This window comes from Thermotoga sp. Mc24, assembly GCF_000784835.1.
In the GTDB taxonomy this organism is placed as follows: domain Bacteria; phylum Thermotogota; class Thermotogae; order Thermotogales; family Thermotogaceae; genus Thermotoga.
The window spans coordinates 67,287-93,152 of sequence record NZ_JSFH01000002.1 but is presented as its reverse complement, the minus strand read 5'-3'; the positions used below and the strand labels follow the sequence as shown (position 1 = coordinate 93,152).

Below are 25,866 nucleotides of genomic sequence, written 5' to 3'. Positions count from 1 at the left end.
CTTTCCTGTTATTTTACCATCCACCTGGCGATCTCATCTATTACTCTTTTGTCAACGTGACCTTTCTTCATGTATTCAACCGGCGTTGATTTTCCTTCTCCTGAAATCATCAGGTGATTGAGATCGTCGAAGACGAGTATTTTCACATTTTCCCTGCCTGAAAGTTCCTTCAACCAGATTTCTCGGTCCTTTTCAGTCACCTGGTAGTCTCTGCCGCCGAAGATCAAAAGCATGGGGATGGTTAGTCTCTTCGCAATTGAAACAGGATCTCTTTCTCTCAAGTCGTAGAAGTACTTCGCGGGAGCTCCAAGGACGAATTCATCTGGAGGAATCTCTTTTCTTTTGAGTTTTTCCAGAATGTTCAGAGTTTCTTCTACGTTGCTTGCAAGACCCAGAGACTGAAGATATTTCAACTGATCTTCCATGACTTCTTCGAGCGGTCTTGCGGGCGGTGCTATCATGACAACACCGTCTGCCTTCGATCTTTCCGCTATCTCCGGTGTGAGCATCGCACCGAGGCTGTGTCCCAGCATATAAACTCGGGAGACGTCTTTTCTCTCTTTGAGTATCTTCACCGCTTCCAGTGCGTCTTCTATGACTTCTTTTTCGACGGTCAAGGTGGTGGGGTCCACTTTCTCGACGAACGTTCTTTTGTGGTATCTGAGAACGATGATACCCTTCGAAGACAGACCGTACGCGATGTCCTTGAATATCTTGTTTGGACCGATGGTTTCGTCCATGTCGTTCGGTCCAGAGCCGTGCACGAGGACAACAGCTGGGAACGGTCCGTTTCCTTTTGGGATCGTGATCTTCCCGGGAAGGCCGTTCACGGTGATATCCTTCTCCTCGAAGCTCTCCGGGTCCACGTAGTCTGGAAGTTCGTACTCTGTCTTTGTAGCCTGTTTGAAGAAGAGTCCGGCGACTTTTCCTTCTCTGTCCATGGTGACAAGTGCTGAGATTTCTCCTCTTTCGAACCTCAGAGTGAAGTTGTAGATCTCGTATTCACCCTGGGTGATTTTTTCGTATCCAGTGATTTCTCTGAAGTCACCGAGCTGTGCTTTCAGAGAGTTCCAGATGTTCAAAAGGCTCTGGACACTGAGCTGTGCTTTTACCTGATTGGAACACATATTCAAAGCCGATTCGAAGTTTTCAGCGGTGAGATGCTGAACGAAGAGAAACGCTTCCTGATCGAAGGCACCAAACACCATCACACCAAGAAAGATCAAAAGGAAGACAGTGAGTCTCATCTCTTTTCCCTCCCCTTCTTTTTGAACAGCACGTTCTCCTTCATCTTGTTTCTCACCTTCAGCGATCTTTCGACGTGGACCTTTTCACCTGTGAAGGGATCCACACCAGAGTAGTACATCGCGGTGCTCACCGTTCCGGGAGTAGGTGTGAAGATCTGGATCTGCTGGGGAAAGTACCCGAGGTGTTTGAGTATGAAGTCTCTCAAGTAATTGTTCTCCCTCCAGCCTTCTCCCGGGTGTCCCACTATGAAGTAGCCGATCACATACTTTCTCTTTCCCATCTTCTTTGCGAGTGTTTCGAAGCGTTTTTTGAACTCGAGAAACAGTTCCACAGGCGGTTTTCTCATCAGAGATAGCACCTTTGGATGAGCGTGTTCGGGGGCGAGTTTCAGCTGTCCCGGGGTGTACTTCACGAGTTCCCTTATGAAGACATCTGGGTCTTTTTCGGCAAAGACAAAGTCGTGTCTGATTCCTGAAGAGACAAAGACGTTTCTGACACCTGGAATTTGCCTGATCGACTCGAGAAGAGAGATGAATTCGTCGTGGTTCGGTCGGACAACCTTGCACACGATGGGATACAAACAGAACTTCTGGCACTGTCCTTTCGTTTCTCTGATGGAACAGCCCGAACCGTAGAGGTTCGCAGTCGGTCCTCCAACGTCTGTGATGGTGCCTTTGAAGTCCTTTTTCTTCGTGAGGATCCTCACTTCTTCGAGAATGGAATCTTTGCTGCGGTAGGAGACGTGAGTTGTCTGATGCTGTGTGAGGGCGCAGAAAGAACAGTTTCCGAAACAACCTCTCACAGCCGTTATCGAGAACTTCACCGTCTCTATCGCTTTCACTTTTCCCATCTTTGCGTAAAACGGATGAACTTCTCTTTCGAAAGGGAGAAGGTAGAGCCGGTCGAGTTCTTCCTGGCTGAGCGGTGGCTGGGGTGGATTCTGCACCACGTACCTCGTGTCTTGCCTCTGGTAGATCGGAATGTTCTTGTATGGATCAGTGTACCAGGTCTGAAGTTTCAATGCTTCGGCGTATTTTTCGGGATTCTCTGAGATTTCATCGTAAGAGGGCAGTTCGATGCCTTCTTCGGGTTTTTGAGAGGCCCACCAGACGACTCCACGAATACTTTTGCACTTTTCTATATCACCCGTTCTGGAAAGGATCTGTGCGATCCCAAGAACTGCCTTTTCACCCATTCCATAGACGAGGAGATCTGCCTTTGAATCGACGAGAACAGACTTTCTCACTCTATCGCTCCACCAGTCGTAGTGTGCGAACCTTCTGAGGCTCGCTTCCAATCCACCAAGGACAACGGGAACTTCCGGGAAGAATCTCTTGATGAGATTCGTATAGACGATGGTTGCCCTGTCGGGTCTTTTTCCACCGATTCCACCCGGTGTGTAGTCGTCCGTTTTTCTTTTTTTCTTCGAGGCCGTGTAATTCGCCACCATCGAGTCAACGTTTCCAGCGGTGACACCGAAGAAAAGACGAGGCCTTCCAAGGCGTGTGATGTCTTTCTCTGTTCTCCAGTCTGGCTGAGCGATGATCCCCACTTTGAAGCCATGAGAGACGAGATAATGACCGATGAAGGCAACACCGAAGGAGGGATGATCCACATAAGCGTCGCCTGTGACAAGGATGATATCGAGCTCTTTCCAGCCTAATTTTCTCATTTCCTCACGTGTTGTGGGAAGAAACACAGTATCACCCTATGTATTTTAAAACAAAAAAAGCCTCGTTTCGAGGCCTGGTTAAAAAATGGGGACGCAGGGGTACGGCACTTACTTTTTGTTATTCTTCTTTCTGTTTTCCTGTGTTTTTCCACCAAAAATCTCTATGACCACATCCAGCGGTATCAGTTCTAACATCTTCTTCACCTCCTTTCAGATATCATCATCCTTCGCCTGTAAATGTAGCATCGGAATATTAAGCACAAAATAAGAATTAATAATTATCTGTTCCTTTTCTGTCCTATCTTCTCGCTGTGAATGGCTATCAACACATCTACCGGTATCAACACAAACATTTTCCTCACCTCCTTTTTGAGAATTACTCTCATTTTTCATGTGTAAGTGTATCATCGGGAGATTAAGAGTCAAATAAGGTAACGCTAATTATATGTAAAGAAAGACTCATTTCACGGTGAAGAAGGGAGCAATAAGAATCCTCACAGAAAAATTTTTGGGGACTTGACAAAATATTTGGTGATAGTCTAAAATATTTTGCAGGAGGTGACAAAATATGTTGCCCAAGTGTCCGGTCTGCGGAAAAGAAATGATAGTTACAGAGCTTCACTGCAAAAGAGACGATGTCACTGTGCGGGGACATTTCAAAGCGAGCCCGTTCGATTTTCTCGACAAAGATGAACTCGAGTTCGTGATTCTATTCTTCAAGGCGCGTGGGAATTTGAAGGAGATAGAGCGTTACACAGGACAGGGCTATTTCGCCTTGAGGGGGAAGCTGGAGAGAATCCTGGAGAAGATGAATCTCCAACCCCTTGGAGAAGTGGAGGAAGAAGCTGCAGAAGAGGATCTCTTCAAGCAGGTGAAAGAAGGGAAGATCAGCGTTGAGGAAGCTTTGGAAATTCTGAAGAAGAGGAAAAAAGGAGGAGAGAGCGATGTCTGAGGAGATCAGAAAGATCCTGGAAGCTGTGGCAAGGGGAGAAATCAGTCCAGAAGAAGGGGAGATGCTGATAAAGGCGGTACAGGAAAAGGAAAGAGAAGAAATCGGGCCAAAAGGTGATTTTTCTGAACGGGAGGGCGACTACATCCTCGGCGAAAACGAGATAGTGGAAGAAGATCTCGTCCTTTCTAAAAAGAAAGCGATCATAAGGGGAAAAATCAAAGGAGATCTTGCGCTCATCAACTGTGAAACGTTCTTTTCCGGAGAGGTGGAAGGTGATCTTGCCGTCATCGGCGGAAAGATCGAATTCGATGGAGGAACGGTGAAGGGAGATCTCGCTCTCATCGGCGTCAAAGAATCAGGGAAAACACCGGTGGTGGAAGGTGATATCGCGAGGATATCGAACTTCTTCGTCAGCGGTATTTTGAAAATGGTCTCTCCTTTCATCAGTAACATCTCTGTTTCTTCCAAGAAGAAGGTCGAAGGAAAAGAATGATCTTCCATGAAGGTGTATCTGATGGTTTCGACGATTCTTGTGGTGATGTTGTTTTCTTTGATATGGCTGTATGTGCTGTTTTTTTCTACTGTAGAGACAGCTCCATCTTCACCGGCGGTTTGGGAACTGGGTGTCACAGAAACATCCAGTGCAATGGTACCTGGAAGTCTTCAGGATCGATGAGGAGGGAGTACTGTGAATGAGCTCTTACACTGGAAGAGGAACTTCTTCCTTCTTGCCCTCGGAAGGTTCGTATCGATTCTTGGAAGTTCCATTCAGGCGGTTGCGATTCCTCTTTTTGTACTGGATCTGACACACTCTGGATCTGCTGTTGCCCTGATGACCGTAGCCTACATGGTTCCGAGGATCCTTTTCACACCCATAGCCGGGATCGTGGGAGACAGGGGAGATAGAAAGTTTCTCATGGTCTCGATGGATTTTCTGAGGGGATTTCTCATCTGTTTTCTGGCCCTTCTTGCGTTCAGAAACTCCGTCACCCTTCCCGTTCTCTACGTTTCTCAGATAGCGATGGCTGTCATGGACAATCTCTTCGACATACCGACAGGTGCGATGTTTCCCGATATCGTTCCTCAGGATTTTCTCATGAGAGCCAACTCCATCATGGGTATGGTGAGGATCTTTCCACAGATCCTGGGCCCCGCACTGGGAGGAGTGATCTACGGATTCTACGGTATAGCGATCGTTTTTCTTGTGAATGGGGTGTCTTTTGTCCTCTCTGCTATCAGTGAGATCTTCATCGTTTACAGCCGAAAGGTGGAGAAAAAGCCAGCAAAATTCTCTCAGATCCTTGAAGATCTCAAAGAAGGATTTCTCTTCATCTGGAACCACGAGCTCATACGAACCATTCTGATCTTCGCACTTTTTCTGAATCTGCTCATCTCTCCGCTGTTCATGGTGGTGTATCCTTACACGATCAGGGAAGTGATGAAATTTTCGGCTCAGGAATTTGGTTTCCTGGAGACTTCCTTCACCTTAGGGGCGCTTCTTGGGAACTTTCTGATCGCATCGTACCTGTCAAAGAAGAACATGTGGAAGGCCATGAAGATTTCTATCTTTCTTTTTGAACTTCCCATCGTCTTCCTTGGCTTTCTCGTCATGCCTGATTTTTCCTTGAACAGACTGGTTCTTTTCTCGCTGTTTTTCATCACGTTCCTGATAATGGGTTTTTTGAATCCCATCATCAACGTTCCTCTGGACACGGCGTTTCAAAAGATGACACCTTCTCACATCAGAGCGAGGGCCTTTTCTTTCCTCATTCTCGTAGCAAACGGAGTCACTCCGCTCGGATCGGTTCTCTACGGATACCTCGTTGATAGAGTGCCGGTCCATTTTCTTTACTATATTGTCGGAGCGCTTTCTTTTCTGGTCGCTGTGCTGCTTCTGGTAGCTTTGAGGGGAAAAGAGCTTCCCACTTGATTTTTCCAGCGTTGTTTGTTAGAATAGTAACCAAACAGGGGTGAAAGGTTATGCGATGTGGAAGAATAATATGTCTCAAATCGATTGAACACAATTATTATTACTTTTGGTTTAACAGGGGCACCTGTCCGTGAGTGCGACCGCTCCGGGCAGGTGCCTCTTTCGGTATCTGCCCGGAGCGATAGAAAACACTGAAGGGCTCCGGGCAGCGGAGCCCTTTTTTTATTACCAAAATCCCGTAGGAGGTGGTAGATCTATGATAGTCGTTTTGAAACCCGGTTCCACAGAAGAAGATATAAGGAAGGTGGTGAAGTTGGCTGAGAGTTACAACTTGAAGTGTCACATTTCCAAAGGTCAGGAAAGAACGGTTATTGGGATCATCGGGGACGATAGGTACGTGGTGGCGGACAAGTTCGAATCTTTGGACTGTGTGGAAAGCGTTGTGAGGGTGCTCAAGCCTTACAAACTCGTCTCTCGTGAGTTCCATCCGGAGGACACGGTGATCGACCTCGGAGATGTGAAGATAGGAAACGGCTACTTCACCATCATAGCGGGACCGTGCTCAGTTGAGGGCAGGGAAATGCTCATGGAAACCGCGCACTTTTTGAGCGAACTCGGTGTCAAGGTTTTGAGGGGAGGGGCTTACAAGCCTCGAACATCTCCTTACTCTTTCCAAGGACTCGGAGAGAAAGGGTTGGAGTACCTGAGAGAAGCTGCCGACAAGTACGGTATGTACGTGGTGACGGAGGCTCTCGGAGAAGACGATCTTCCAAAAGTGGCCGAGTACGCTGATATCATTCAGATAGGAGCGAGAAACGCTCAGAACTTCAGATTGCTCTCTAAAGCGGGAAGCTACAACAAACCCGTTCTTCTGAAAAGGGGTTTCATGAACACCATCGAAGAGTTCCTTCTCTCCGCTGAATACATCGCAAACTCTGGAAACACGAAGATCATACTGTGTGAAAGGGGAATCAGAACGTTCGAAAAGGCCACGAGGAACACACTCGATATATCCGCTGTTCCTATAATCAGAAAGGAATCCCATCTTCCCATTCTGGTGGATCCGAGCCACTCTGGGGGAAGAAGAGACCTCGTTATTCCACTCTCCCGGGCCGCTATAGCGGTTGGAGCTCATGGAATCATTGTGGAGGTTCATCCGGAGCCGGAGAAGGCACTTTCGGATGGAAAACAGAGTCTTGACTTCGAGCTCTTCAAGGAACTGGTTCAGGAAATGAAGAAACTCGCTGATGCCCTGGGGGTGAAGGTGAATTGAAAATTTCTGTGCTCGGAGCGGGATGCATCGGTGGATCGATCGCACTTAAATTGAAAGAAAAGCATCATGTCACAGCCTTCGACAGAGATGAAGAAACGATGAAAGCATTGGAAGAAAACGGAATAGAAACTGTTTCAAAGGAAAGCGATCTCTACGATACAGACCTTCTCGTTCTTGCGCTTCCCATGAGCGTCGAGGAGAGATTCCTGAAAGAAACGGACTTTTCAGGGAAGATTCTCGATGTGGCGAGCGTGAAGACACCTTTCATGGAAATAGCCAGAGAGAGGGGATTGAACTTCACAGGAGGACATCCCATGGCCGGAAACGAACGAAAGGGAAAATCAGGTTGGGATCGAGAAATGTTCGACGGAAAGATCTTCTTTCTCTGCTCTCTCGACGGAAAAGAGGATGGGATGATTGAAAACATCGTGAAAGATCTTGGTGCCAGACCTTTGTGGATAGACTACAGGATCCACGACGAGATCGTCGCTGCGGTGAGCCACGTTCAGTACTTGATCTCACTGAGCGCACGGTACGTAGGGAAACCCTTTGAAGAATACGCGGGACCTGGTTATCTTTCCAACACGAGACTTTCGAAACAGAACATGGAGATGGCGCTGGATATGATCAGATATAATAAAGAAAACATCCTCAAATACCTGGAGAACGCAAGAAACTTTCTGAATGTTTTATATCATCTCACAGAGAAAGAGGATTTCGAAAACCTGAAAAAAGTGATAAGGGAAGTGATATCTTGAAGGTACTTCCGGCGAAGAAGGTTGAAGGAGTGCTGAGCGTTCCTCCGGACAAATCCATAACTCACAGGGCTCTCATTCTGTCCGCTTTGGCGGAAACGGAAAGCACCCTGTACAACCTCTTGAGGTGTCTCGACACAGAGAGAACCCACGATATTCTCGAAAAACTCGGTACACGTTTTGAAGGCGATTGGGAAAAGATGAAGGTCTTTCCGAAGCCCTTCGCTGAGCCAATAGAACCTCTCTTCTGTGGAAACTCCGGAACAACCACGAGGTTGATGAGTGGAGTTCTTGCTTCATACGAGATGTTCACAGTGCTTTACGGGGATTCTTCTCTTTCCAGAAGGCCGATGAGAAGAGTGATCGAACCTCTGGAGATGATGGGAGCGCGTTTCATGGCGAGGCAGAACAACTACCTTCCCATGGCTATCAAGGGAAATCACCTTTCCGGTATCAGCTATAAAACACCGGTGGCGAGCGCTCAAGTGAAGAGCGCGGTTCTTCTGGCGGGGCTCAGAGCCAGCGGACGAACAATCGTTATCGAACCAGCAAAAAGCAGAGATCACACGGAAAGGATGCTCAAAAACCTCGGTGTTCCCGTCGAGGTGGAGGGAACACGTGTGGTTCTGGAGCCTGCTACCTTCAGGGGTTTCACGATGAAAGTCCCTGGTGATATCTCGTCGGCTGCTTTCTTCGTGGTTCTCGGCGCCATTCATCCCAACGCTCGAATCACAGTAACGGACGTTGGCCTGAATCCCACCCGAACGGGACTCCTCGAAGTTATGAAACTCATGGGAGCCAACCTGGAGTGGGAGATCACGGAAGAAAATCTTGAACCGATAGGAACTGTGAGGGTTGAGACATCTCCAAACCTGAAAGGTGTGGTTGTTCCCGAACACCTCGTACCTCTCATGATAGATGAACTGCCTCTTGTGGCGCTTCTCGGTGTTTTTGCGGAAGGAGAAACGGTTGTGAGAAACGCGGAGGAGTTGAGAAAGAAGGAATCCGACAGGATAAGGGTTCTGGTGGAAAACTTCAAACGGCTCGGTGTCGAAATAGAAGAGTTCAAAGATGGTTTCAAGATCGTTGGAAAGCAGAGCATAAAAGGTGGATCGGTGGATCCAGAAGGCGACCACAGAATGGCTATGCTCTTTTCCATAGCAGGGCTCGTGAGTGAAGAGGGGGTTGATGTGAAAGATCACGAATGCGTGGCGGTGTCTTTCCCGAACTTTTACGAACTGCTGGAGAGAGTGGTGATATCATGAAATTCTGCATCATAGGGTATCCGGTGAGTCACAGCATATCACCAAGGCTTTACAACGAGTATTTCAAAAGGGCGGGAATGAACCACTCGTACGGTATGGAAGAGATACCACCTGAATCTTTCGACACGGAGATAAGAAGGATTCTCGAAGAATACGATGGTTTCAACGCGACAATTCCTCACAAAGAAAGAGTGATGCGGTACGTCGAACCATCTGAAGATGCGCAGAGAATAAAAGCCGTGAACTGCGTCTTTCGGGGAAAGGGATACAACACCGACTGGGTTGGCGTTGTGAAATCGCTCGAGGGTGTAGAGGTGAAAGAACCCGTTGTCGTTGTGGGAGCGGGCGGAGCCGCACGTGCTGTGATCTACGCTCTCCTCCAGATGGGCGTGAAAGACATCTGGGTGGTGAACAGAACGATCGAAAGGGCGAAGGCTCTCGATTTTCCTGTGAAAATTTTCTCTCTCGATCAGCTCGACGAGGTTGTGAAAAAGGCGAAGAGTCTCTTCAACACCACTTCCGTTGGAATGAAGGGAGAGAAACTGACCGTTTCCGAAGCTTCTTTGAAAGGTCTGTATCTTGTTTACGACGTGGTGTACTTTGAGACTCCTCTCGTTTCTGATGCGAAGAGATTGGGAGTGGAACACGTTGTAAAGGGAAACCTCATGTTTTACTATCAGGCGATGGAGAACCTCAAAATATGGGGAATCTACGATGAAAGATCGTTCAAAGAAGTGTTCGAGGAGGTACTGAGATGAGGCTCACAATAGCGGGAGATTCCCACGGAAAGTACATGATAGCGGTTTTGGAAGGGATTCCTGCGGGTTTGAAGATCGACGAAGAAATCATAAGAAGAGAGCTTTTCAGGAGAAGAAATTGCTACGGTAGAGGAAAGAGGATGAGCATGGAAGAAGATGCCTTCGAGATCGTCTCCGGAGTGTGGGGAGGTATCACAACGGGAGCACCGGTGACGATTCTCGTTCCAAACAAAGCGGGCAACCCGGTGAAAGACGTTCGGAGCGTGCCGAGACCGGGTCACATAGATTACGCTGCCTTTGTGAAGTACAAACTGCCGGATCTGAACGTCTACGTGGAACGATCCAGTGCCAGATGGACGGTGGCTCTCACGGCGGCGGGTGCTCTTCTGAAGAGTCTCCTCAGAGAGTTCAACATAGATGTTCTCGGGTTTGTCACAAGACTTGGAAACGTGGAAGCGAAGAATATCCCAGACAATTTTGAGGAGTTGAGAAGAAAGAGGGACGAATCGGCCGTTTTCTGTCCAGATCCAGAGGCAACGGAAGGAATGATCTCCGAGATCGACAGGGCGAAAGAAGAGGGAAACACCCTCGGCGGCAAGGTGAAGGTCATTGCAAGAGGTGTCCCGGCAGGCATCGGGAGCTACTCCGATCTTTTCAAAAAGCTCGACTCGAAGATAGGTTCCCTCTTTTTTGCCATTCCCGCTGTGAAGGGAGTGGTGATTGGAAGTGAAGAGATGTGGTACGGCTTTGACTATCTGGATGAGTTCGAACTGGAAGACGGCAGGATAAAGAGAAGAACAAACAATCTGGGAGGAATAGAAGGGGGCATCACCAACGGAGAAGACGTGTGGGTGAACGTCTTCGTGAAACCCATTCCTACCACAGGAAAGCCGTTGAACTCCGTTGATTTGAGAACAATGGAACCGGCGAAAACACCGTACGTGAGATCTGACGTGACGGCCGTTCCTCCCGCTTCCGTCGTGTGTGAAGCCGCGCTCGCTGTGGTGATTTCGGACGCCTTGCTCGAACACCTGGGCGATGGAAACATCGACGACCTGAAAAGGAGGTTCGGGAATGAGAATCTTCCTCGTTGGGATGATGGGTTCTGGAAAGAGTACGATCGGTAAAAGGGTTTCCGAGGTGCTCGACCTTCAGTTCATAGATATGGACGAAGAGATAGAAAGAAGAGAGGGAAGAAGAGTTCGAAGGATTTTCGAAGAAGACGGTGAAGAGTACTTCCGATTGAAAGAGAAAGAACTTCTTAGGGAACTTGTGGAAAGAGACAACGTGGTCGTGGCAACGGGTGGAGGTGTTGTGATCGATCCAGAGAACAGGGAGCTTTTGAAGAAAGAGAAGACTCTCTTTCTCTACGCTCCCCCTGAAGTGTTGATGGAAAGAGTAACAACAGAGAACAGGCCTCTTCTGAGAGAAGGAAAAGAGAGAATACGAGAGATCTGGGAAAGGAGAAAACAGTTCTACACGGAGTTTAGAGGGATCGACACCTCCAAGTTGAACGAGTGGGAAACAACCGCACTCGTTGTGCTGGAGGCTCTGGACGAGAAAGAAATCTCAACGATAGAAAAACCACACCTGGTGAAGATCATCCTCGGTGGTTTCAAGAGGGTGAGGAACGAAGAGCTGGTTTTCACCACGGAGAGGGTGGAGAAGATATACGGAAGGTACCTTCCAGAGAATCGGCTTCTTTTTCCGGATGGAGAGGAAGTGAAGACGCTGGAGCATGTCTCCAGAGCGTACTACGAACTTGTGAGGATGGACTTTCCCAGGGGAAAGACCATAGCGGGTGTCGGAGGAGGTGCTCTCACCGACTTCACTGGCTTTGTGGCGAGCACGTTCAAAAGGGGAGTGGGACTTTCTTTCTATCCGACAACACTTCTGGCTCAGGTGGACGCTTCCGTTGGTGGAAAGAATGCCATCGATTTCGCTGGAGTGAAAAACGTCGTTGGGACTTTCAGAATGCCAGACTACGTCATCATAGATCCCACCGTCACGCTTTCGATGGATGAGGGCAGGTTCGAAGAGGGAGTCGTGGAAGCCTTCAAGATGACGATTCTATCGGGTCGCGGGGTAGAACTCTTCGATGAGCCGGAGAAGATAGAAAAGAGAAATCTCAAAGTTCTCAGCGAGATGGTAAAAATCTCCGTCGAAGATAAAGCGAGGATAGTAATGGAAGATCCCTACGACATGGGTTTGAGACACGCCCTGAATCTGGGACACACGCTCGGTCATGTGTACGAGATGCTGGAAGGGGTACCTCACGGTATAGCGGTAGCGTGGGGCATCGAAAAAGAGACGATGTACCTGTACAGAAAGGGAATAGTGCCTAAGGAAACCATGAGATGGATCGTAGAAAAGGTCAAACAGATCGTACCAATTCCTGTTCCATCCGTCGATGTTGAGAAAGCCAGAAATCTCATTCTGAACGACAAGAAGATCCTGAAAGGTTCCAGAGTTAGGCTTCCTTACGTGAAAGAAATCGGAAAGATCGAATTCTTAGAGGTCGATCCGCTCGAACTTTTGGAGGTGGTAGATTGAAAGTACTCGTGGTGAACGGACCCAACTTGAACATGCTCGGAAAAAGAGACAAAAACATCTATGGAAACTTTTCTCATGAGGATCTTGTGAAGATGATAGAAGATTGGGGAAGGAAAAACGATGTGGAAGTGGAGGTCTTTCAGTCGAACCACGAGGGAGAAATTTTGGATAGACTGCACAGGCTCGATTTCGATGGTCTTGTGATAAACCCGGGGGCTTTCACCCACTACAGCTACGCCATAAGGGATGCCCTGGAGATCGTGAAGGTGCCGAAGGTGGAGGTTCACATATCGAACATACACAGGAGGGAAGAGTTCAGAAGAAGGAGCGTTACGGCTGAGGTGTGCGACGGTCAGATAAGCGGACTTGGTGTGTACGGTTACCTTCTGGCTCTGGAGTACATAAAAAAGAAACTGGAAGAACTCACCTGAAAGAATCAAGCACGAAGAAAAGACCAAAACCGATGAGGAACAGACCGGTCACGGCCATCACTATTTTATAGATCCGTGAGGATTTCAATATGGTGTTTCCAAAGACACCTATCAGAGAGTACCAGAGAATGTCTGAGAGAATGTGGCCGAAGTAGAAGGCAGTAACCCCAGCCAGAAACGATGTCTGCGCTTTGACAAGGAAAGCGCTGCCGACGGACATCCACCAAAGAAGAAAGTACGGGTTGGACAGTGAAACGAGAGCTCCTGTGATGGGAAGGGGGATTTTCAGATCGTTTTTTTCTACCTGTGAGATCTCACCTTTGATGGCTGTTAGCTGAGAAATCCCCATGAAAGCAAGGAAAGATCCTCCAAGAAGACCTATCACTTTTGTCACAAGCGGAGATTTCAGGACCCATTGAAAGCCAAGAACCAGCAGGAGAACAAGAAAAGCTTCCAGAACAACGTGGCCGGATATCAGTTTTATAGAGTTTTTCCAACCTTTTGCACTCTGGGATATGGCTATCATCATTAGAGGGCCCGGTGCGACCGCACCGGAAAGCCCCACAAGGAAACTCCCGAAGAATATGGAAATCATCATCTTCCTCCCCAAGAATTTTGAAAAATTTTACCACTCTGTTCTTTGCTTTTGTGTTAGTGTGAAATATATTTGTTTTAACATATTATGTTTTATGCATACAAACCAGGTTAGTTCCAATCATTCACAAAGTAGGTGATGCGTGTATCTGGCACTGGAAGAACGATACAGAGTATGCAATTACCGGTAACGAAAAATTTCATGCAGGTTTGTGGTACCGGAAGCTATGCGTTAAAAAAGGAATAATGGATGATATTAAGAGACAATATGAAGAGAATTTGTGGTAATCGATGACGTGTAAGTGCTTTGAATTCGAGAAATTAGTAGTTAACTTCTAACACACTGAGGAATACCTTCTTTCATCTATTTGTGAAACATGGAACTAATCGATTTTTACCAGAAACACCTCAAAACACCCTGACGTAGGTTGATATAATTTATCTTCTGTTTTTTGCTTGTGTTCTTTCATTGTTGAACTATGCAATTATTCCATTTTTCCAAACAGTACTTGAAGGTGCTCTCTTGTGTGTTAGAATGGTTTATGGAAAAGGAGAATATGGAAGTTCAAAAAACATCTTGCTTTCAGAGTGTGTTTGTGATATAATTTCTCTTGAACTCAACGGGTTTCAATAATTCCTTAGAGGTATGGAAACCTTCACAGCAACCTGATGTGGAGAAATGTATAGGAGTTTCAATAATTCCTTAGAGGTATGGAAACAAAATGAAGTACCAATTCCTAAGCCTTGGTAATCTGGTTTCAATAATTCCTTAGAGGTATGGAAACAATTCTTGCGGAGACACAGCAAGCGGCTTCCAGTCAAGTTTCAATAATTCCTTAGAGGTATGGAAACAAATAAATAGATCCAATCGGCAGTGAACCCTCTTCGCGGTTTCAATAATTCCTTAGAGGTATGGAAACCTTCATGGCAAACTATAGAAGGAGGTGAGACAAGCAAGTTTCAATAATTCCTTAGAGGTATGGAAACAAAACCTTGAACGAAAGGAGGTGGGCTGATGCCCGCCGTTTCAATAATTCCTTAGAGGTATGGAAACATCTAAAAACTATTTCTTTGCGATCCATATAACCACCGTTTCAATAATTCCTTAGAGGTATGGAAACAAGAAAGTCGTAGTAAAAAGATTTACAACAAGAACTGTGTTTCAATAATTCCTTAGAGGTATGGAAACAGTTTAACGACCACGCGATGGATGCGTTGCGATACGCGTTTCAATAATTCCTTAGAGGTATGGAAACTCGGCGAAGAAACAGTGGATGATTGGAGCACAAAAAGTTTCAATAATTCCTTAGAGGTATGGAAACGATATCCAACTGCAGTTTTGTACGCAAGCTCGAGATCGAGTTTCAATAATTCCTTAGAGGTATGGAAACGTTCTGGGAGTTGGTCGGAAAGTGTACATATAACTGGTTTCAATAATTCCTTAGAGGTATGGAAACATTTACGGGAGGCGGGAAGGATGGCTAACGTGTTCGGTTTCAATAATTCCTTAGAGGTATGGAAACGAGAAGTAACCTTCCGCATTTGCTAGCTGACTACCCCGTTTCAATAATTCCTTAGAGGTATGGAAACGTATCTTGCGAAGCATTGCTGGTGTTGTCTGGCAACGGACTGTTTCAATAATTCCTTAGAGGTATGGAAACCCTTCATCCTGATCTCCCTCCCGCCTTGCCTTCCCGTTTCAATAGTTCCTTAGAGGTATGGAAACGATCCACATCCGTAATAATTGAGTCCGTATCACAATAGGTTTCAATAGTTCCTTAGAGGTATGGAAACCCATCGATGTAATACTCAACTTTTTTGTACACATGGTTTCAATAGTTCCTTAGAGGTATGGAAACTCGGTTTCTGGATTCATTGCCGCAGCAACCCATGTACGTTTCAATAGTTCCTTAGAGGTATGGAAACTTCCCATGTTGGTTACTACCACTAAACTCTTATCGCTGTTTCAATAGTTCCTTAGAGGTATGGAAACACTATTCACCCGAAAATCCTGACGAATGGTCTCAACGTTTCAATAATTCCTTAGAGGTATGGAAACGCTGTTTTGTAGAATGCCCGGTATAGACATCTTAAGTTTCAATACTTCCTTAGAGGCATGGAAATCTGATACAAAACAAAAAATGCCCCTTTCGGGGCAAATGTTTGTTTTTGTGTTTCCGCTATCCGGTTAAATTACTCGTACCTCAGGGCTTCTATTGGACTCAGTCTGGAGGCTCTGTATGCGGGATAGAACCCAAAGAACAATCCAACGCTTGCCGAAACTCCAAATGCAACAATCACAGAGAGCGGATCTATCACGGCTTTCAATCCGTACTGACTGCCAAAGGTGTTAACTATCGTGTTCGAACCTAAGATACCCAGAGCAACACCTATGGCACCAGCAACGAATGTGATCACAACGCTTTCCACAAGAAACTCCAAAAGAATTCTGAGTCTTGATGCTCCTATAGCCATCTTTATACCTATTTCCCTGGTTCTTTCAACAACAGAGACGAGCATGATGTTCATGATACCGATACCACCAACGATCAGCGACACAGCGGCGATTGCAACGAGAACAAGGTTGATGATAGACACACTCTCAGAGACCACGTTCAAGATGGCTTGCTGACTGATGATGTTGTAGTAACTTTCTTCCTCGTGAAACTTTGTGTAGAGCAGGTGATCTATCTCCATGACTGCCCTTTGAGCAACATCCGCGGATTTACTTGTTGCGAGTATCATGGAAACCTTCCCGTGTGTCTGGAAGACCCTGAATTTTCCCGTTTCATAGGGGATCAGAATCATGTTGTCTGGGTTGAACATGAGAATGCTACCGGTTCTTTCGAAGATTCCAATGATTTCAAAGACGAGTTTTCTATTTCCCTGAACGAGGTAAATCTTTTTGCCCAGAGGATTTTCGTTTCCGAACAGGTTGTACGCCACTTCTTGTCCGATGATCGCGACGTTGGCAGTGTTGTCCTCCTGGGAGAAGGTCCTTCCAGAAGAGACTTTCAGATTCAAAATGTGGAAAATATCAGCTGGTGCAGAGTACACGTTAGATCTGGTGTTTGTCTCTCTGTACTGAACAAGGAAACTTCCATTCACAAGACCGATCGCTTTGTCAACACTCGGGCACATCTTCAGGATATCTTCTACATCGTCTTCCTCGAGCGATTCCACCGATTGAGCGATCGTACCTCCTCTTCCTCCAGTGAATCCAGGTGTGATCATGATGATGTTCGATCCAAGCGAAGTGAGCCTCTCTGTCACGCTTTCTTTCATACCTGCCCCAAGAGACATCACCATGATAACGGCGGTCACTCCGATCACAATACCGAGCATCGATAGAAACGTTCTCATCTTGTTGGCAAGAAGTGATCTCAGAACCTCTTTAAGTATCTCCATACACAACACCTCGACGTTCTACACCTTCGATTTTTCCATCTCTGATTCTCACGATGCACGTTCCTTCGTCCACCATCTCGAGGTTGTGAGTCACAACAACCAGCGTTTTTCCCATCTCGTGGAGTTTTCTGAACAGCTCCAGTATCTCTTCGCCAGTTTTTGTGTCCAGATTTCCCGTTGGTTCGTCTGCGAGGATGAAGACAGGATCGTTTGCCAGAGCCCTCGCTATCGCAACTCTTTGTTGCTGACCTCCTGAAAGCTGATTCGGCCGGTGATGGAGTCTGTCTCCCAGACCGACCAATTCCAGAAGCTCTTTTGCCCTCCTTTTTCTCTCCTTCGCCGGTACACCCGCGTAGATCATTGGAAGCTCCACATTTTCCAAAGCGGTGAGACGGGGAAGAAGGTTGTAACTCTGAAAGACAAAGCCTATTTTCCTGTTTCTAACCTGCGCGAGCCTTCGATCACCCATCCTCGAAACCTCTTCTCCTTCTATGAGTACCTTTCCCTTTGTAGGACGATCGAGACATCCAAGAATGTGAAGGAGTGTAGACTTTCCGCTTCCAGATGGTCCTATTATGATCACGTATTCTCCTTCGAACACCTCGAAAGAAACACCACGAAGAGCCTCGACCTTCACCTCACCCAGGTCATATATTTTCCACACATCGACAAGCTCCATCACCTTTTTCATCTTGCTCGTCCCCCTCCGGGGCCGAACATTGGAAGACCTTGTCTTGTTCGAAGTCTCTGGATTTCCTGCTGTGACGGGATGAGAAGCAAAACGTCTCCTTCGGAAACACCCTTTTTGATTTCTATCTTATCGTTCAGCTCTTCACCCACCTCAACATACACCTTTTGAGGTCCTTGGGGTGTTTGTTTCATCACGTAGTAACCGTTTTGATCCTGACTGACCGCTTCTTTTGGTACAAAGAAAGAACTTGTAGCTTCTTTGATGATTATTTCCACGTCGCACGTGAGACCAGGTATCACTAAGCTGGGAGGTATCTGATCGAAAGAAAACTCCACCGGTATCACGGTAACTCCACCGGACGTTTCCGCAACAGGACTGATTCTTTTCACCTTTCCGGTCAGGGTGAGGCCAAGCTGTTCGAAGGTGAAAACAGCCTTCATTCCTTCTTTGACGTTCTTGAGGTCGTATTCACTGATGGAACCTTCTACTCTGAGGGTATCTGTTTCCACTATAGTGACTATGCTGGTACCAACCGACACACTGTCTCCCACATCCACATTGACCGATTGAACTACTCCATTCACAGGCGAAACCACCGTTGTGTTCTCCAGGTTCTCTTTTGCTTTCTCCAGATTCAAACGGTTGATCTCGGTGGGAGAAGTTTTGTAGCTGTTGAGAGCGGAAAGATAACTGATTTGATAATCTGTGTCGTCTATCTTTGCTATTTTCTGACCTACCTGAACCACATCTCCCTCTTCCACGTAAATTTCCAGAACGTCTCCAGATACTTTGGAAGTGACTTTCTTCGTATCGGCGGTGACCTGACCCACTATTTCTACAGTTTCATTCTCTTTCGTCACAGTGTAGGTGAGATAGACAGGAGCCTGTGTTGAAGTGGCGTCTTTTTCAGAAACGGTCTGGGCACTGGCTCTGTTCAAAAAGATCACAACGATCACCAGGACCACCAGTACTGCTATGATCAGCAGGGTTATCCACTTTTTCAATTCTGATCACCTTCCTTGAGGAATTTCTCAAGATCGTATCCTAAGATGCTTATGTATTTCAGTTTTTCCAGAATCAATGAATTTTCCAGATTTTCTTTCTCGAGAGTTCCTTCCACGTAGTCGAGTTTCGAGAGAGTGTAGTCTTCTTCACTCAGGAAGCCTTTCCTGAAAAGCTGATCGTTTGTTTTGGAGCTTTCCTCCAGATCTTCCAGTTCGATTTCTTTTTGTCTCAGCTGAGACTCGAGATTGGCAATGTTGACAAGCTCTTGGCTCAACGAGTTTTCTATGTTTCGCACCTTTTCCTGATATTCCAGAGAAACCAGCTGGGATTTTCTTTTCTCTGCTTCCAGTTTTCTTTCTCCAAAGTCCCAGAGCGTCATCTGAAATCCTATTCCGATCGACCACTCGCTATCTTCGAAGTCGTAGTTGAACGAGAACGTCAGTTCCGGAAGATACGGAAGAAACCATGTTTTCTTTTCTATCTCTTCGGCTTTCTTTTGAAGCTCCAGAGCTTTCAGGTCTTCTCTGTACTCCAGAGTGGTGGCCGGCAGAGTGACCCCCTCGAGAAACTTTCTTGTTTTCTGATACACTTCTTCGTCGATGTTCTTTGTTTGAATCGTCTGAAGACTGTATTCTGCACTTCTCAGGGTTTGTTCAGTGGAGAGTATCTGCTTTTCCAGAGCTTTCTTTTCGTCGTCATCTTTTGCCTTGCTGAGTTTTTCGTTCAACACCTGAAGTCTCTGCGAGAGTATTTCGATCTTCTTTGTGTAGTAGTACCAGTCGAATATGTCCTGGACGGTCTGGATGAAAATGCTGTTCTTTGTGGATTTCAAAGAATACTTGCTGGAAAGGTAGTTTGCCTCTGTCTTCAACTTGTCCACTGTGTATTCCGTTTTGAGATTTCTGGACACACTGAGCTGTGTTCCTTCGAAGTTAAAAGACCAGTCGTCAGTGTTCACGGAGATCGGAAAGGAAAGTCCGAGCTCGAATCCGTAGATGTTTACAAAGTTGACAATTGGAGATATTGAGAAATCAGAGATACCATCCTCTGTTATGGTGATACCTGTCTTTCCCAATGAAACGGATATCTCAGGATTCCAGAAGTTTGTGTAACGTTTGTAGTTGAGCTGTGCTTCTTTGAACTTTTCCACACTCGACCAGTAACCGGACGAATTTTTCAGGTTCTCCTCGAACAGATCGAAGACGTTCCCCACGAGGAAAACCGGAACAAGGAGAAAAACCAGAAAAAATCGTTTCATTTCTTACCACCTTCTTCAAAAGGAGACTTCTTTTCCAGCGTCTATCAGGAAGTTCACGATCGAAGTGTAGTAGCTGCGTAGCGAATTGAAGTAGTTCTTTTTGGTGTTGAGAAGATTGATCTTCTGGGTGTTCAGTTCTTTCTTTGAGATCAGTCCCTTTTCGTATCTTTCCTGGTAATCTTTGAGGATGTTCTCGTTGAGGTCAACCTTTTCTTTCAGTACTTTCAAATTCAAGAAGGCGATTTCCAGAGAATCGAGGGTGCTCTTATAGCTGTCTTTTGCTTCTTTCAAAGCTTCGTCGTAGTTCATCTTTGATTTCTTGTAATTCAGCTCTGCCTTTTTCTGTTCGTACTTCGAAGCGGAAGCGGAGAGGTTGTTGAGATCGTATTCAGCGATCTTCATGTTCAGCTCCGCGATCTTGACGGAAGAAAGATTGTCGAGGTATTCGTCTTCACTCACAAGGTTCTGATAATCGATGAGAGGAAGCTCTATTTCACTCACTTCCACGCTGAAGATCTCCTCATAATCTTTTTGGGCTTCTTCAAGGTCTTTTTGGGCGGAAAGGAGGTTGTTGCTGGCTTCTTCGAGGGTGAGCTCTGAATCTTTCAGGTCGTTCTCGGAAATGAGATTCTTCTTGAAAAGCTCCTGACTGGTTTTGTAGTCTTCCTGGGCGTTTTCGAAGTTCAGCTGTGCGATTTCGTAGGAAAGGTCAGCGGTCAGGAGATTGAAAATCCTTCCCAGAACATCTTGATAAGCGGATTTCAGCGAGTTTCTGTAGCTTTGAAGGTTGTTGTAGTAGCTGAGTTCTGCGGAGAGTTCTGATCTCTTGTTCGTTGCTTCGAGTTTTGCTTTTTCGTAGTCCATCGTCGCGGATTCTAAGTTGATCTGCGCGATTTGATAATCTGTACTGCTCGCAAGAGCGGTTTGAAGAACATCATTCAGAGAAACAGAAAAGCTCAGCACAGAAACGAGAGACAACAGCACCACGAAGAGATTTTTCATACGAATACCTCCTTTTTCGATTGTTTGACGATAAAATTCTATGCTTTTTTTGTGAAAAAAACGTGAATTTCTCACAAGTAAAATGAGAAACTCCTTCTTTCAAACGAGTTCGGGCCTGGAGTAAGATTAAAACTGTGGTTGCTCAGAAAACCGGGAGGTGTTTCTCGTGATCACACTCGAGGATATAAAAGAAGCCCAAAGAACGCTGAAGAATGTGGTGCACAGGACCGCTCTTGCTTACAGCTCTGTTCTGAGCGAAGTGACAGGTGGAGAGATCTACCTGAAGATGGAAAATCTCCAGAAGACCGGTTCGTTCAAAATAAGGGGAGCGTACAATAAAATAGCCCACCTGAGCGAAGAGGAAAGAAAGAGAGGAGTCGTTGCCGCGTCCGCTGGAAACCACGCGCAGGGAGTGGCACTTGCTGCTCAAATCTTCGGTATTCCCGCTACCATCGTGATGCCGAAGTACGCTCCTCTTTCTAAAATCACCAAAACGAGGAATCTTGGAGCTCAGGTGATTCTTGAGGGGAACATTTTTGACGAGGCCTACGAAGCAGCTCTCAGAATACAGGAGAAAACAGGTGCGGTTTTCGTGCATCCTTTCAACGATCCTCATGTCATCGCTGGGCAGGGAACCATAGGGTTGGAAATAATGGAAGATCTTCCGGATGTGGAAGTGGTGGTAGTGCCCGTTGGTGGAGGTGGTTTGATTTCGGGAGTATCCGTTGCGATCAAATCGATGAATCCTGAGGTTAAAGTAATAGGCGTTCAAACGGAGAACATGCCTTCCATGATCGCTTCACTGAGAAGGGGCAGGGCAGAGCGGGTCGAGGGTAAACCCACGCTTGCCGATGGAATAGCCGTGAAAAAGCCCGGTGACCTGACCTTCGAGCTGGTGAAGAAGTACGTCGATGAGATGGTCACGGTGAACGAAGAAGAAATAGCGGATGCCATCCTTTTCCTTCTTGAGCAAGCAAAGGTGGTTGCTGAAGGTGCAGGAGCAGTGGGGGTGGCCGCTGTTTTGAACAAACTGGATGTGAAGGGAAAGAAGGTAGCTATCGTGATAAGCGGCGGCAACATAGATGTGAACATGATAGACAGAATCATAAACAAAGGGCTCGTGAAGAGCGGAAGGAAAGTGTTCATAGAAACGTTTGTGATGGACAGACCCGGTACCCTGAAAGAGCTTCTCGGGATAGTGGCGGAACTCGGCGCAAACGTCCTTTCCGTTTTTCACAATCGCTCCGCGAAGGAAGTTCCCATTGGTTTTGCCAAAATAGAGCTCGAGCTTGAGACGGTCGATGAAAAACACGTTGAAGAGATAGAGAGGGTGTTGATCGCAAAGGGATACGAGGTGAGAATAGTCGTGTGAGAAAATTTTCACAAATGTAATTGTTATGAAATTCACAATGAAGAAAGTCCGGGTACAATGAAAATCAGGAGGTGATAGATTATGTGGTCCAAAGAGATTAACATCAAAAATGTAATTGAAATAAGAACAAAAACGACTTGTTACTTTGGGGCGGGTGCATTAGCTAAAATCGAGGATATACTGGATTTTCTGAAGGAAAGAGGTATAAAGTCTGTGGTAGTTGTTAGTGACAAAGTTGCGTACAAAGTTACAGGTGCATGGGATAAAGTGAAGCCTGCTTTGGAAAAGAGAGGTATAGAATACGTAGTTTATGATGATGTGACACCAAATCCCACAACCGAACAGATAAACGAGGCTACAAAAAAAGCGCTTGAAATAAACGCTCAAGCCGTGATAGGAATAGGCGGAGGAAGCCCCATCGACACTGCAAAAAGTGTCGCAATATTACTTGAGTATCCTGAAAAAACAGCTGAAGAATTGTATGAACAAAAGTTCATACCCGAAAAAGCAAAACCCATAATTGCCATAAACACAACACATGGTACAGGAACAGAAGTCGATAGATTTGCAGTGGCATCTATTCTGGAAAAAGAATACAAACCACCAATAGCCTATGATTGCATTTATCCAACCTTCTCTATCGATGATCCAGAGCTAACTAAAAGTCTTCCAGAAAAACAAAGTATTTATACCTCTCTTGATGCACTGAATCATATCACAGAAGCAGCTACAACTTCTTTAGGAAATCCATTTTCAATAAATCTTGCAAGAAATACTGTGGAATTGATATCTGAATACTTACCCGAGGTTCTCAAAAAACCTGATAACTTAGAAGCGCGTTACTTCCTGATGTATGCTTCTGCAATAGCAGGTATCTCTTTCGATAATGGTATGCTACATCTCACGCATGCTCTTGAACATCCGCTGAGTGCTATCAAACCCGATCTTCCTCATGGTTTGGGACTTGCTATGCTGCTTCCAGCTGTTTTTAAATACACATATAAAGCGAAACCACAAATACTTGCTTACGTATATCAGCCTATAATTCCTGATTTAAAAGGAAGACCGAATGAAGCGGAAGAAGCTGCTTCAAAACTTGAACAGTGGATTTTTAACTTGGGTGTCAAAGAGAAACTGGCGGATGTTGGATTTTCTGAAAAAGACATCCCTAAACTTGTAAGGCTTGCTTTTGAAACTCCTGCATTAGATCTTCTGCTGAATTTGGCACCAATGAAAGTAGATGAGAATCTGGTGGAAGCAATCTATAAAGAATCCTTGAAGCCTTATTGAGTAAAGGAATCAGAAACACTAAAGAAGGGCAGGGATTTCCTGCCCTTTTTTTGGTAGAATATCCCCTGCGGAGGTGAGACTTTGAGATTTGTATCGGATTTTCTGTTCTTTGCCGGTTTTGGACTTTTGTTCATCGCGATAGTGTTTTTCGATCTTGGAACACGTGCTATAAAGAAGAAGCAGAATCAAAAGAAAAAGTTCTACGATAAAAAAGGATGGCAGTTTCTCTCTGTGAGTCTTGGAGCCTTTGCTGTATCTATTCTGCTTGCTCTGATCGGAAGGGGATGAACATGGTATTCCTGATCTACAATCCCGCTGCGGGTGGAGGAAGAGCTGGAAAAATCTGGGACAGGGTCGAAGATCTTCTGAAGAAACACGGGATAGATCACAAGGTTGCCTTCACAAAAAGGCCAGGTCGCGCGATGGAAATTTCAAAGAAGGCTTTCAAAGAGGGATACAGAAGAATAGCAGCGTTCGGTGGAGATGGAACGGTAAACGAGGTGGTAAACGGGATCTTCTTGAACGGATACGATTTAAGAGAAGTTGTCTTCGGGTGGATACCGTTCGGAAGCGGCAAAGACTGGGCGAGAACGATCGGCGTTTCTCTTGAGATCGAAGAAGCGATCAAAACATTGAAAGATGGAAAAGAATTCGTTCAGGATCTGGGAGTAGGTGAATACGAAAAAGCGAGCGGAGAGATAGAAAAGCGCGCGTTCGTGAATGTTGCAGGCCTTTTCTTCGACGGATTTGTGACCTACAGGACCAACCTTCTCAAGAGGAAGAACCGCGTTTCTTACTTCTCGAGGATTTTCTCCTCTATCATCGAATACGATCCCCCTACTGCCAGGATCCAGATCGATGAAAAGGTGTGGGAGAAGAGGGTTTTTTCCATGAACGTTGGGATCTGTAAATACAATGGAGGAGGCATGAACCAACTTCCCCACGCTGTGCCAGACGACGGCCTTCTTGCTGTGACAGTGATAAACGACATAGGAAAGTTGAGAATCCTGGCTAACCTGCACAGGGTGTTCAACGGAAAGCTGTTGGAACATCCCGGGGTGGAGGGTTATCAGGCGAAAAAGGTGGTGGTGGAGTTTCAAAGAGATGAACCGGTGGAATTCGATGGTGAATCTTTCTGGGCCAAGAAGATTTTCTTTTCAATAATCCCCGGGGTTATAAGGGTGCTGGTGAAAAAATGAGGAGGCTACCCCCTCATTTGGTGATGGTCTTTGCAAGATCCAGGAATTCCTGAGCGATCTTGTCACCGCCGTACTTTTCCACAAAAACCCTCACTTCTTTCTTGATATCCTCGACCTGCTCTCTGTCCAGCATCAAAAGCTCGAGCTTGTGAACCAGATCGTGAATATTTCTGTACTTCACGATGGGGCCGAATCCGTACGCGTCGGTCTCTATGGTTTCAACGAATCTACTGTCTCTTATGACGATGGGGGTTTCACTCGCTATGATCTGATACAGGGTAGAAGACACAACAACGTTCGGAGTGTTTCCTTTTGGTAGAAGGTGTACGTTCGATCCCTTCAGATAACTGTAGAGTTTTTCGACGGTTGGTCTTTTCTGCCACTGAGTGATCCACTCAGCCTCGTAATCCACCCTTCCATCTGACCTGATGATCCAGTAGTGAACGTTGTCGAATCTCTTTCTGAGTTTTTTCAGGGCGTTGAGGAAGTCACAGTATTCTTCGACGGGTTGTCTTCCAAACGAAAAGAACAGGAACTTGTCTTCACTGACGGGTCTTTCTGGTTCCACATCGTAGGGTTTCATAACCGGGTAGCTGATCACTTCGACCTTTTCCCGGGGGATCTCGTAAAACTCCAGAATCTCATCGTAAAACCTTCTATCGAAAACCACGATTTTATCGCAGGGCAGTTTCACCACTTCTCTTGCTTTGAAGATGTTTGCTTCATGGAAAACGGAAATAACCGGAATCTTCAGCTTTTCTATGAGCCTGGTGAGTGGTTTTACCGGAACTCTCCAGAAGGTTTCTATTATGAGCAGGTCCAGGTTTTCCTTTAAAATCTCTTCTTCTTTCACCCAGCCCTCCTCTGTTACGTTGTCCACTTCCGTGTAGATCTCTCTCTTCACGAACTCCGGATCCTGGGCTTCCGTTCTTTTGTAGTATTTAACTTCCTTGCTGGCACTCTCTTCTGTTGGTGCAAAGACCACAACTTCGTGTCCCATTCTGATGAACTCTCTTGCAAGTATCTCTGCGTGCATCCCCACACCGCACGTGGCACCCCATCTGCTGAGGAATCCGATTTTCATACTCTCACCTCCTTTTTGTGATGCAAATTTTAAGAACTTCCTATAATATATTATAGAATTCATCGAATTTAGGAGCGTGATGAAATTGAAAGAAATTTTGAGCATGGAAACAAAAGAGCTGATTCT

At 46.0% G+C, this 25,866-nt stretch carries 24 protein-coding genes and 1 CRISPR repeat array; of the genes, 15 read left to right on the top strand and 9 right to left on the bottom strand.

Annotated features, from left to right (window positions below; translation table 11 throughout):
- Positions 1 to 8 precede the first annotated feature (8 nt).
- Together estD and MC24_RS00430 are read right to left on the bottom strand one after the other, a co-directional pair.
- Entirely contained in the window at positions 9 to 1,247 is a 1,239-nt protein-coding gene (gene estD / locus MC24_RS00435; RefSeq protein ID WP_008193616.1) for an esterase EstD, read from the bottom strand.
- Positions 1,244 to 2,947, bottom strand: coding sequence for a YgiQ family radical SAM protein (locus tag MC24_RS00430; RefSeq protein WP_004083105.1), 1,704 nt, complete (start codon positions 2,945 to 2,947; stop codon positions 1,244 to 1,246). The genes estD and MC24_RS00430 overlap by 4 nt, the downstream gene beginning before the upstream one ends.
- Positions 2,948 to 3,488: 541 nt before the next feature.
- On the opposite strand from MC24_RS00430, the gene MC24_RS00425 reads away from it, so the two are divergent.
- From MC24_RS00425 to aroQ, 11 genes are all read left to right on the top strand, one after another.
- Complete coding sequence (locus MC24_RS00425) at positions 3,489 to 3,872, top strand: DUF2089 domain-containing protein (RefSeq protein WP_011943199.1); 384 nt, start codon at positions 3,489 to 3,491, stop codon at positions 3,870 to 3,872.
- The gene (locus MC24_RS00420; RefSeq protein ID WP_011943198.1) at positions 3,865 to 4,365 is read left to right on the top strand and encodes an SHOCT-like domain-containing protein; all 501 of its coding nucleotides are present in this window, start codon (positions 3,865 to 3,867) and stop codon (positions 4,363 to 4,365) included. Before MC24_RS00425 ends, MC24_RS00420 begins: the two co-directional genes overlap by 8 nt.
- 6 nt (positions 4,366 to 4,371) lie before the next feature.
- Positions 4,372 to 4,548: a hypothetical protein gene (locus tag MC24_RS09725; RefSeq protein ID WP_164819368.1), complete on the top strand. Its 177-nt coding sequence runs from the start codon at positions 4,372 to 4,374 to the stop codon at positions 4,546 to 4,548.
- Positions 4,549 to 4,560: 12 nt separating this feature from the next.
- Positions 4,561 to 5,802 carry an MFS transporter gene (locus tag MC24_RS00410; RefSeq protein WP_011943197.1) on the top strand — a complete coding sequence of 414 codons (1,242 nt, stop codon included), beginning with the start codon at positions 4,561 to 4,563 and terminating at the stop codon, positions 5,800 to 5,802.
- 256 nt (positions 5,803 to 6,058) lie between these two features.
- Positions 6,059 to 7,075, top strand: a complete 1,017-nt coding sequence (gene aroF / locus MC24_RS00405) for a 3-deoxy-7-phosphoheptulonate synthase (protein ID WP_004083125.1) — start codon at positions 6,059 to 6,061, stop codon at positions 7,073 to 7,075.
- Entirely contained in the window at positions 7,072 to 7,833 is a 762-nt protein-coding gene (locus MC24_RS00400; RefSeq protein WP_004083127.1) for a prephenate dehydrogenase, read from the top strand. The genes aroF and MC24_RS00400 overlap by 4 nt, the downstream gene beginning before the upstream one ends.
- Positions 7,830 to 9,095, top strand: coding sequence for a 3-phosphoshikimate 1-carboxyvinyltransferase (gene aroA, locus MC24_RS00395; RefSeq protein ID WP_011943196.1), 1,266 nt, complete (start codon positions 7,830 to 7,832; stop codon positions 9,093 to 9,095). Before MC24_RS00400 ends, aroA begins: the two co-directional genes overlap by 4 nt.
- On the top strand, positions 9,092 to 9,853 hold the full coding sequence (gene aroE, locus MC24_RS00390; RefSeq protein ID WP_011943195.1) for a shikimate 5-dehydrogenase: 762 nt from the start codon (positions 9,092 to 9,094) through the stop codon (positions 9,851 to 9,853). The genes aroA and aroE overlap by 4 nt, the downstream gene beginning before the upstream one ends.
- On the top strand, positions 9,850 to 10,980 hold the full coding sequence (gene aroC / locus MC24_RS00385; RefSeq protein WP_011943194.1) for a chorismate synthase: 1,131 nt from the start codon (positions 9,850 to 9,852) through the stop codon (positions 10,978 to 10,980). The genes aroE and aroC overlap by 4 nt, the downstream gene beginning before the upstream one ends.
- Positions 10,928 to 12,406 carry a bifunctional shikimate kinase AroK/3-dehydroquinate synthase AroB gene (aroB, locus tag MC24_RS00380; RefSeq protein ID WP_038051481.1) on the top strand — a complete coding sequence of 493 codons (1,479 nt, stop codon included), beginning with the start codon at positions 10,928 to 10,930 and terminating at the stop codon, positions 12,404 to 12,406. Before aroC ends, aroB begins: the two co-directional genes overlap by 53 nt.
- A complete protein-coding gene (gene aroQ, locus MC24_RS00375) occupies positions 12,403 to 12,837 on the top strand; it encodes a type II 3-dehydroquinate dehydratase (RefSeq protein ID WP_011943192.1) in 435 nt (144 codons plus the stop codon). Before aroB ends, aroQ begins: the two co-directional genes overlap by 4 nt.
- On the opposite strand, the gene MC24_RS00370 is transcribed toward aroQ, so the two are convergent.
- The 6 genes from MC24_RS00370 to MC24_RS00345 all read right to left on the bottom strand — a co-directional run bounded on the left by MC24_RS00370 (position 12,830) and on the right by MC24_RS00345 (position 20,795).
- Entirely contained in the window at positions 12,830 to 13,435 is a 606-nt protein-coding gene (locus MC24_RS00370; protein ID WP_235231276.1) for a LysE family translocator, read from the bottom strand. The two genes, aroQ and MC24_RS00370, sit on opposite strands and share 8 nt — an antisense overlap.
- Before the next feature lie 620 nt (positions 13,436 to 14,055).
- A CRISPR array of direct repeats spans positions 14,056 to 15,555; the repeat unit is 30 nt; unit sequence GTTTCAATAGTTCCTTAGAGGTATGGAAAC.
- A 69-nt stretch (positions 15,556 to 15,624) separates the two neighbouring features.
- Complete coding sequence (locus MC24_RS00365; RefSeq protein WP_012310632.1) at positions 15,625 to 16,839, bottom strand: ABC transporter permease; 1,215 nt, start codon at positions 16,837 to 16,839, stop codon at positions 15,625 to 15,627.
- Positions 16,826 to 17,530 carry an ABC transporter ATP-binding protein gene (locus tag MC24_RS00360; protein WP_008193575.1) on the bottom strand — a complete coding sequence of 235 codons (705 nt, stop codon included), beginning with the start codon at positions 17,528 to 17,530 and terminating at the stop codon, positions 16,826 to 16,828. The genes MC24_RS00365 and MC24_RS00360 overlap by 14 nt, the downstream gene beginning before the upstream one ends.
- Positions 17,527 to 18,534, bottom strand: a complete 1,008-nt coding sequence (locus MC24_RS00355) for an efflux RND transporter periplasmic adaptor subunit (RefSeq protein ID WP_012310631.1) — start codon at positions 18,532 to 18,534, stop codon at positions 17,527 to 17,529. The genes MC24_RS00360 and MC24_RS00355 overlap by 4 nt, the downstream gene beginning before the upstream one ends.
- Entirely contained in the window at positions 18,531 to 19,793 is a 1,263-nt protein-coding gene (locus MC24_RS00350) for a TolC family protein (RefSeq protein WP_012310630.1), read from the bottom strand. The genes MC24_RS00355 and MC24_RS00350 overlap by 4 nt, the downstream gene beginning before the upstream one ends.
- Positions 19,794 to 19,808: 15 nt before the next feature.
- Positions 19,809 to 20,795, bottom strand: a complete 987-nt coding sequence (locus MC24_RS00345; RefSeq protein ID WP_011943187.1) for a TolC family protein — start codon at positions 20,793 to 20,795, stop codon at positions 19,809 to 19,811.
- A gap of 166 nt (positions 20,796 to 20,961) precedes the next feature.
- Between MC24_RS00345 and ilvA the strand changes: the two genes are divergently transcribed.
- From ilvA to MC24_RS00325, 4 genes are all read left to right on the top strand, one after another.
- Positions 20,962 to 22,167 carry a threonine ammonia-lyase gene (gene ilvA / locus MC24_RS00340; RefSeq protein ID WP_008193563.1) on the top strand — a complete coding sequence of 402 codons (1,206 nt, stop codon included), beginning with the start codon at positions 20,962 to 20,964 and terminating at the stop codon, positions 22,165 to 22,167.
- Between the two features lie 81 nt (positions 22,168 to 22,248).
- Positions 22,249 to 23,457: an iron-containing alcohol dehydrogenase gene (locus MC24_RS00335; RefSeq protein ID WP_008193562.1), complete on the top strand. Its 1,209-nt coding sequence runs from the start codon at positions 22,249 to 22,251 to the stop codon at positions 23,455 to 23,457.
- A gap of 81 nt (positions 23,458 to 23,538) precedes the next feature.
- Entirely contained in the window at positions 23,539 to 23,745 is a 207-nt protein-coding gene (locus MC24_RS00330) for a hypothetical protein (RefSeq protein WP_004083158.1), read from the top strand.
- 2 nt (positions 23,746 to 23,747) lie between these two features.
- The gene (locus MC24_RS00325) at positions 23,748 to 24,656 is read left to right on the top strand and encodes a diacylglycerol/lipid kinase family protein (protein WP_038051478.1); all 909 of its coding nucleotides are present in this window, start codon (positions 23,748 to 23,750) and stop codon (positions 24,654 to 24,656) included.
- 13 nt (positions 24,657 to 24,669) lie between these two features.
- On the opposite strand, the gene mds is transcribed toward MC24_RS00325, so the two are convergent.
- A complete protein-coding gene (gene mds, locus MC24_RS00320) occupies positions 24,670 to 25,740 on the bottom strand; it encodes a GDP-mannose:di-myo-inositol-1,3'-phosphate beta-1,2-mannosyltransferase (RefSeq protein WP_011943183.1) in 1,071 nt (356 codons plus the stop codon).
- Positions 25,741 to 25,866 lie beyond the last annotated feature (126 nt).

Excerpts from the sequence above, each read along its gene's own strand:
- mds (WP_011943183.1), bottom strand. The coding sequence starts at position 25,740 with ATGAAAATCGGATTCCTCAGCAGATGGGGTGCCACGTGCGGTGTGGGG.
- MC24_RS00345 (WP_011943187.1), bottom strand. The coding sequence starts at position 20,795 with ATGAAAAATCTCTTCGTGGTGCTGTTGTCTCTCGTTTCTGTGCTGAGC.
- MC24_RS00350 (WP_012310630.1), bottom strand. The coding sequence starts at position 19,793 with ATGAAACGATTTTTTCTGGTTTTTCTCCTTGTTCCGGTTTTCCTCGTG.
- MC24_RS00425 (WP_011943199.1), top strand. The coding sequence starts at position 3,489 with ATGTTGCCCAAGTGTCCGGTCTGCGGAAAAGAAATGATAGTTACAGAG.
- MC24_RS00360 (WP_008193575.1), bottom strand. The coding sequence starts at position 17,530 with ATGAAAAAGGTGATGGAGCTTGTCGATGTGTGGAAAATATATGACCTG.
- MC24_RS00335 (WP_008193562.1), top strand. The coding sequence starts at position 22,249 with ATGTGGTCCAAAGAGATTAACATCAAAAATGTAATTGAAATAAGAACA.
- MC24_RS00365 (WP_012310632.1), bottom strand. The coding sequence starts at position 16,839 with ATGGAGATACTTAAAGAGGTTCTGAGATCACTTCTTGCCAACAAGATG.
- MC24_RS09725 (WP_164819368.1), top strand. The coding sequence starts at position 4,372 with ATGAAGGTGTATCTGATGGTTTCGACGATTCTTGTGGTGATGTTGTTT.
- estD (WP_008193616.1), bottom strand. The coding sequence starts at position 1,247 with ATGAGACTCACTGTCTTCCTTTTGATCTTTCTTGGTGTGATGGTGTTT.
- MC24_RS00420 (WP_011943198.1), top strand. The coding sequence starts at position 3,865 with ATGTCTGAGGAGATCAGAAAGATCCTGGAAGCTGTGGCAAGGGGAGAA.
- aroF (WP_004083125.1), top strand. The coding sequence starts at position 6,059 with ATGATAGTCGTTTTGAAACCCGGTTCCACAGAAGAAGATATAAGGAAG.
- aroC (WP_011943194.1), top strand. The coding sequence starts at position 9,850 with ATGAGGCTCACAATAGCGGGAGATTCCCACGGAAAGTACATGATAGCG.
- MC24_RS00370 (WP_235231276.1), bottom strand. The coding sequence starts at position 13,435 with ATGATGATTTCCATATTCTTCGGGAGTTTCCTTGTGGGGCTTTCCGGT.
- MC24_RS00325 (WP_038051478.1), top strand. The coding sequence starts at position 23,748 with ATGGTATTCCTGATCTACAATCCCGCTGCGGGTGGAGGAAGAGCTGGA.
- aroE (WP_011943195.1), top strand. The coding sequence starts at position 9,092 with ATGAAATTCTGCATCATAGGGTATCCGGTGAGTCACAGCATATCACCA.
- aroB (WP_038051481.1), top strand. The coding sequence starts at position 10,928 with ATGAGAATCTTCCTCGTTGGGATGATGGGTTCTGGAAAGAGTACGATC.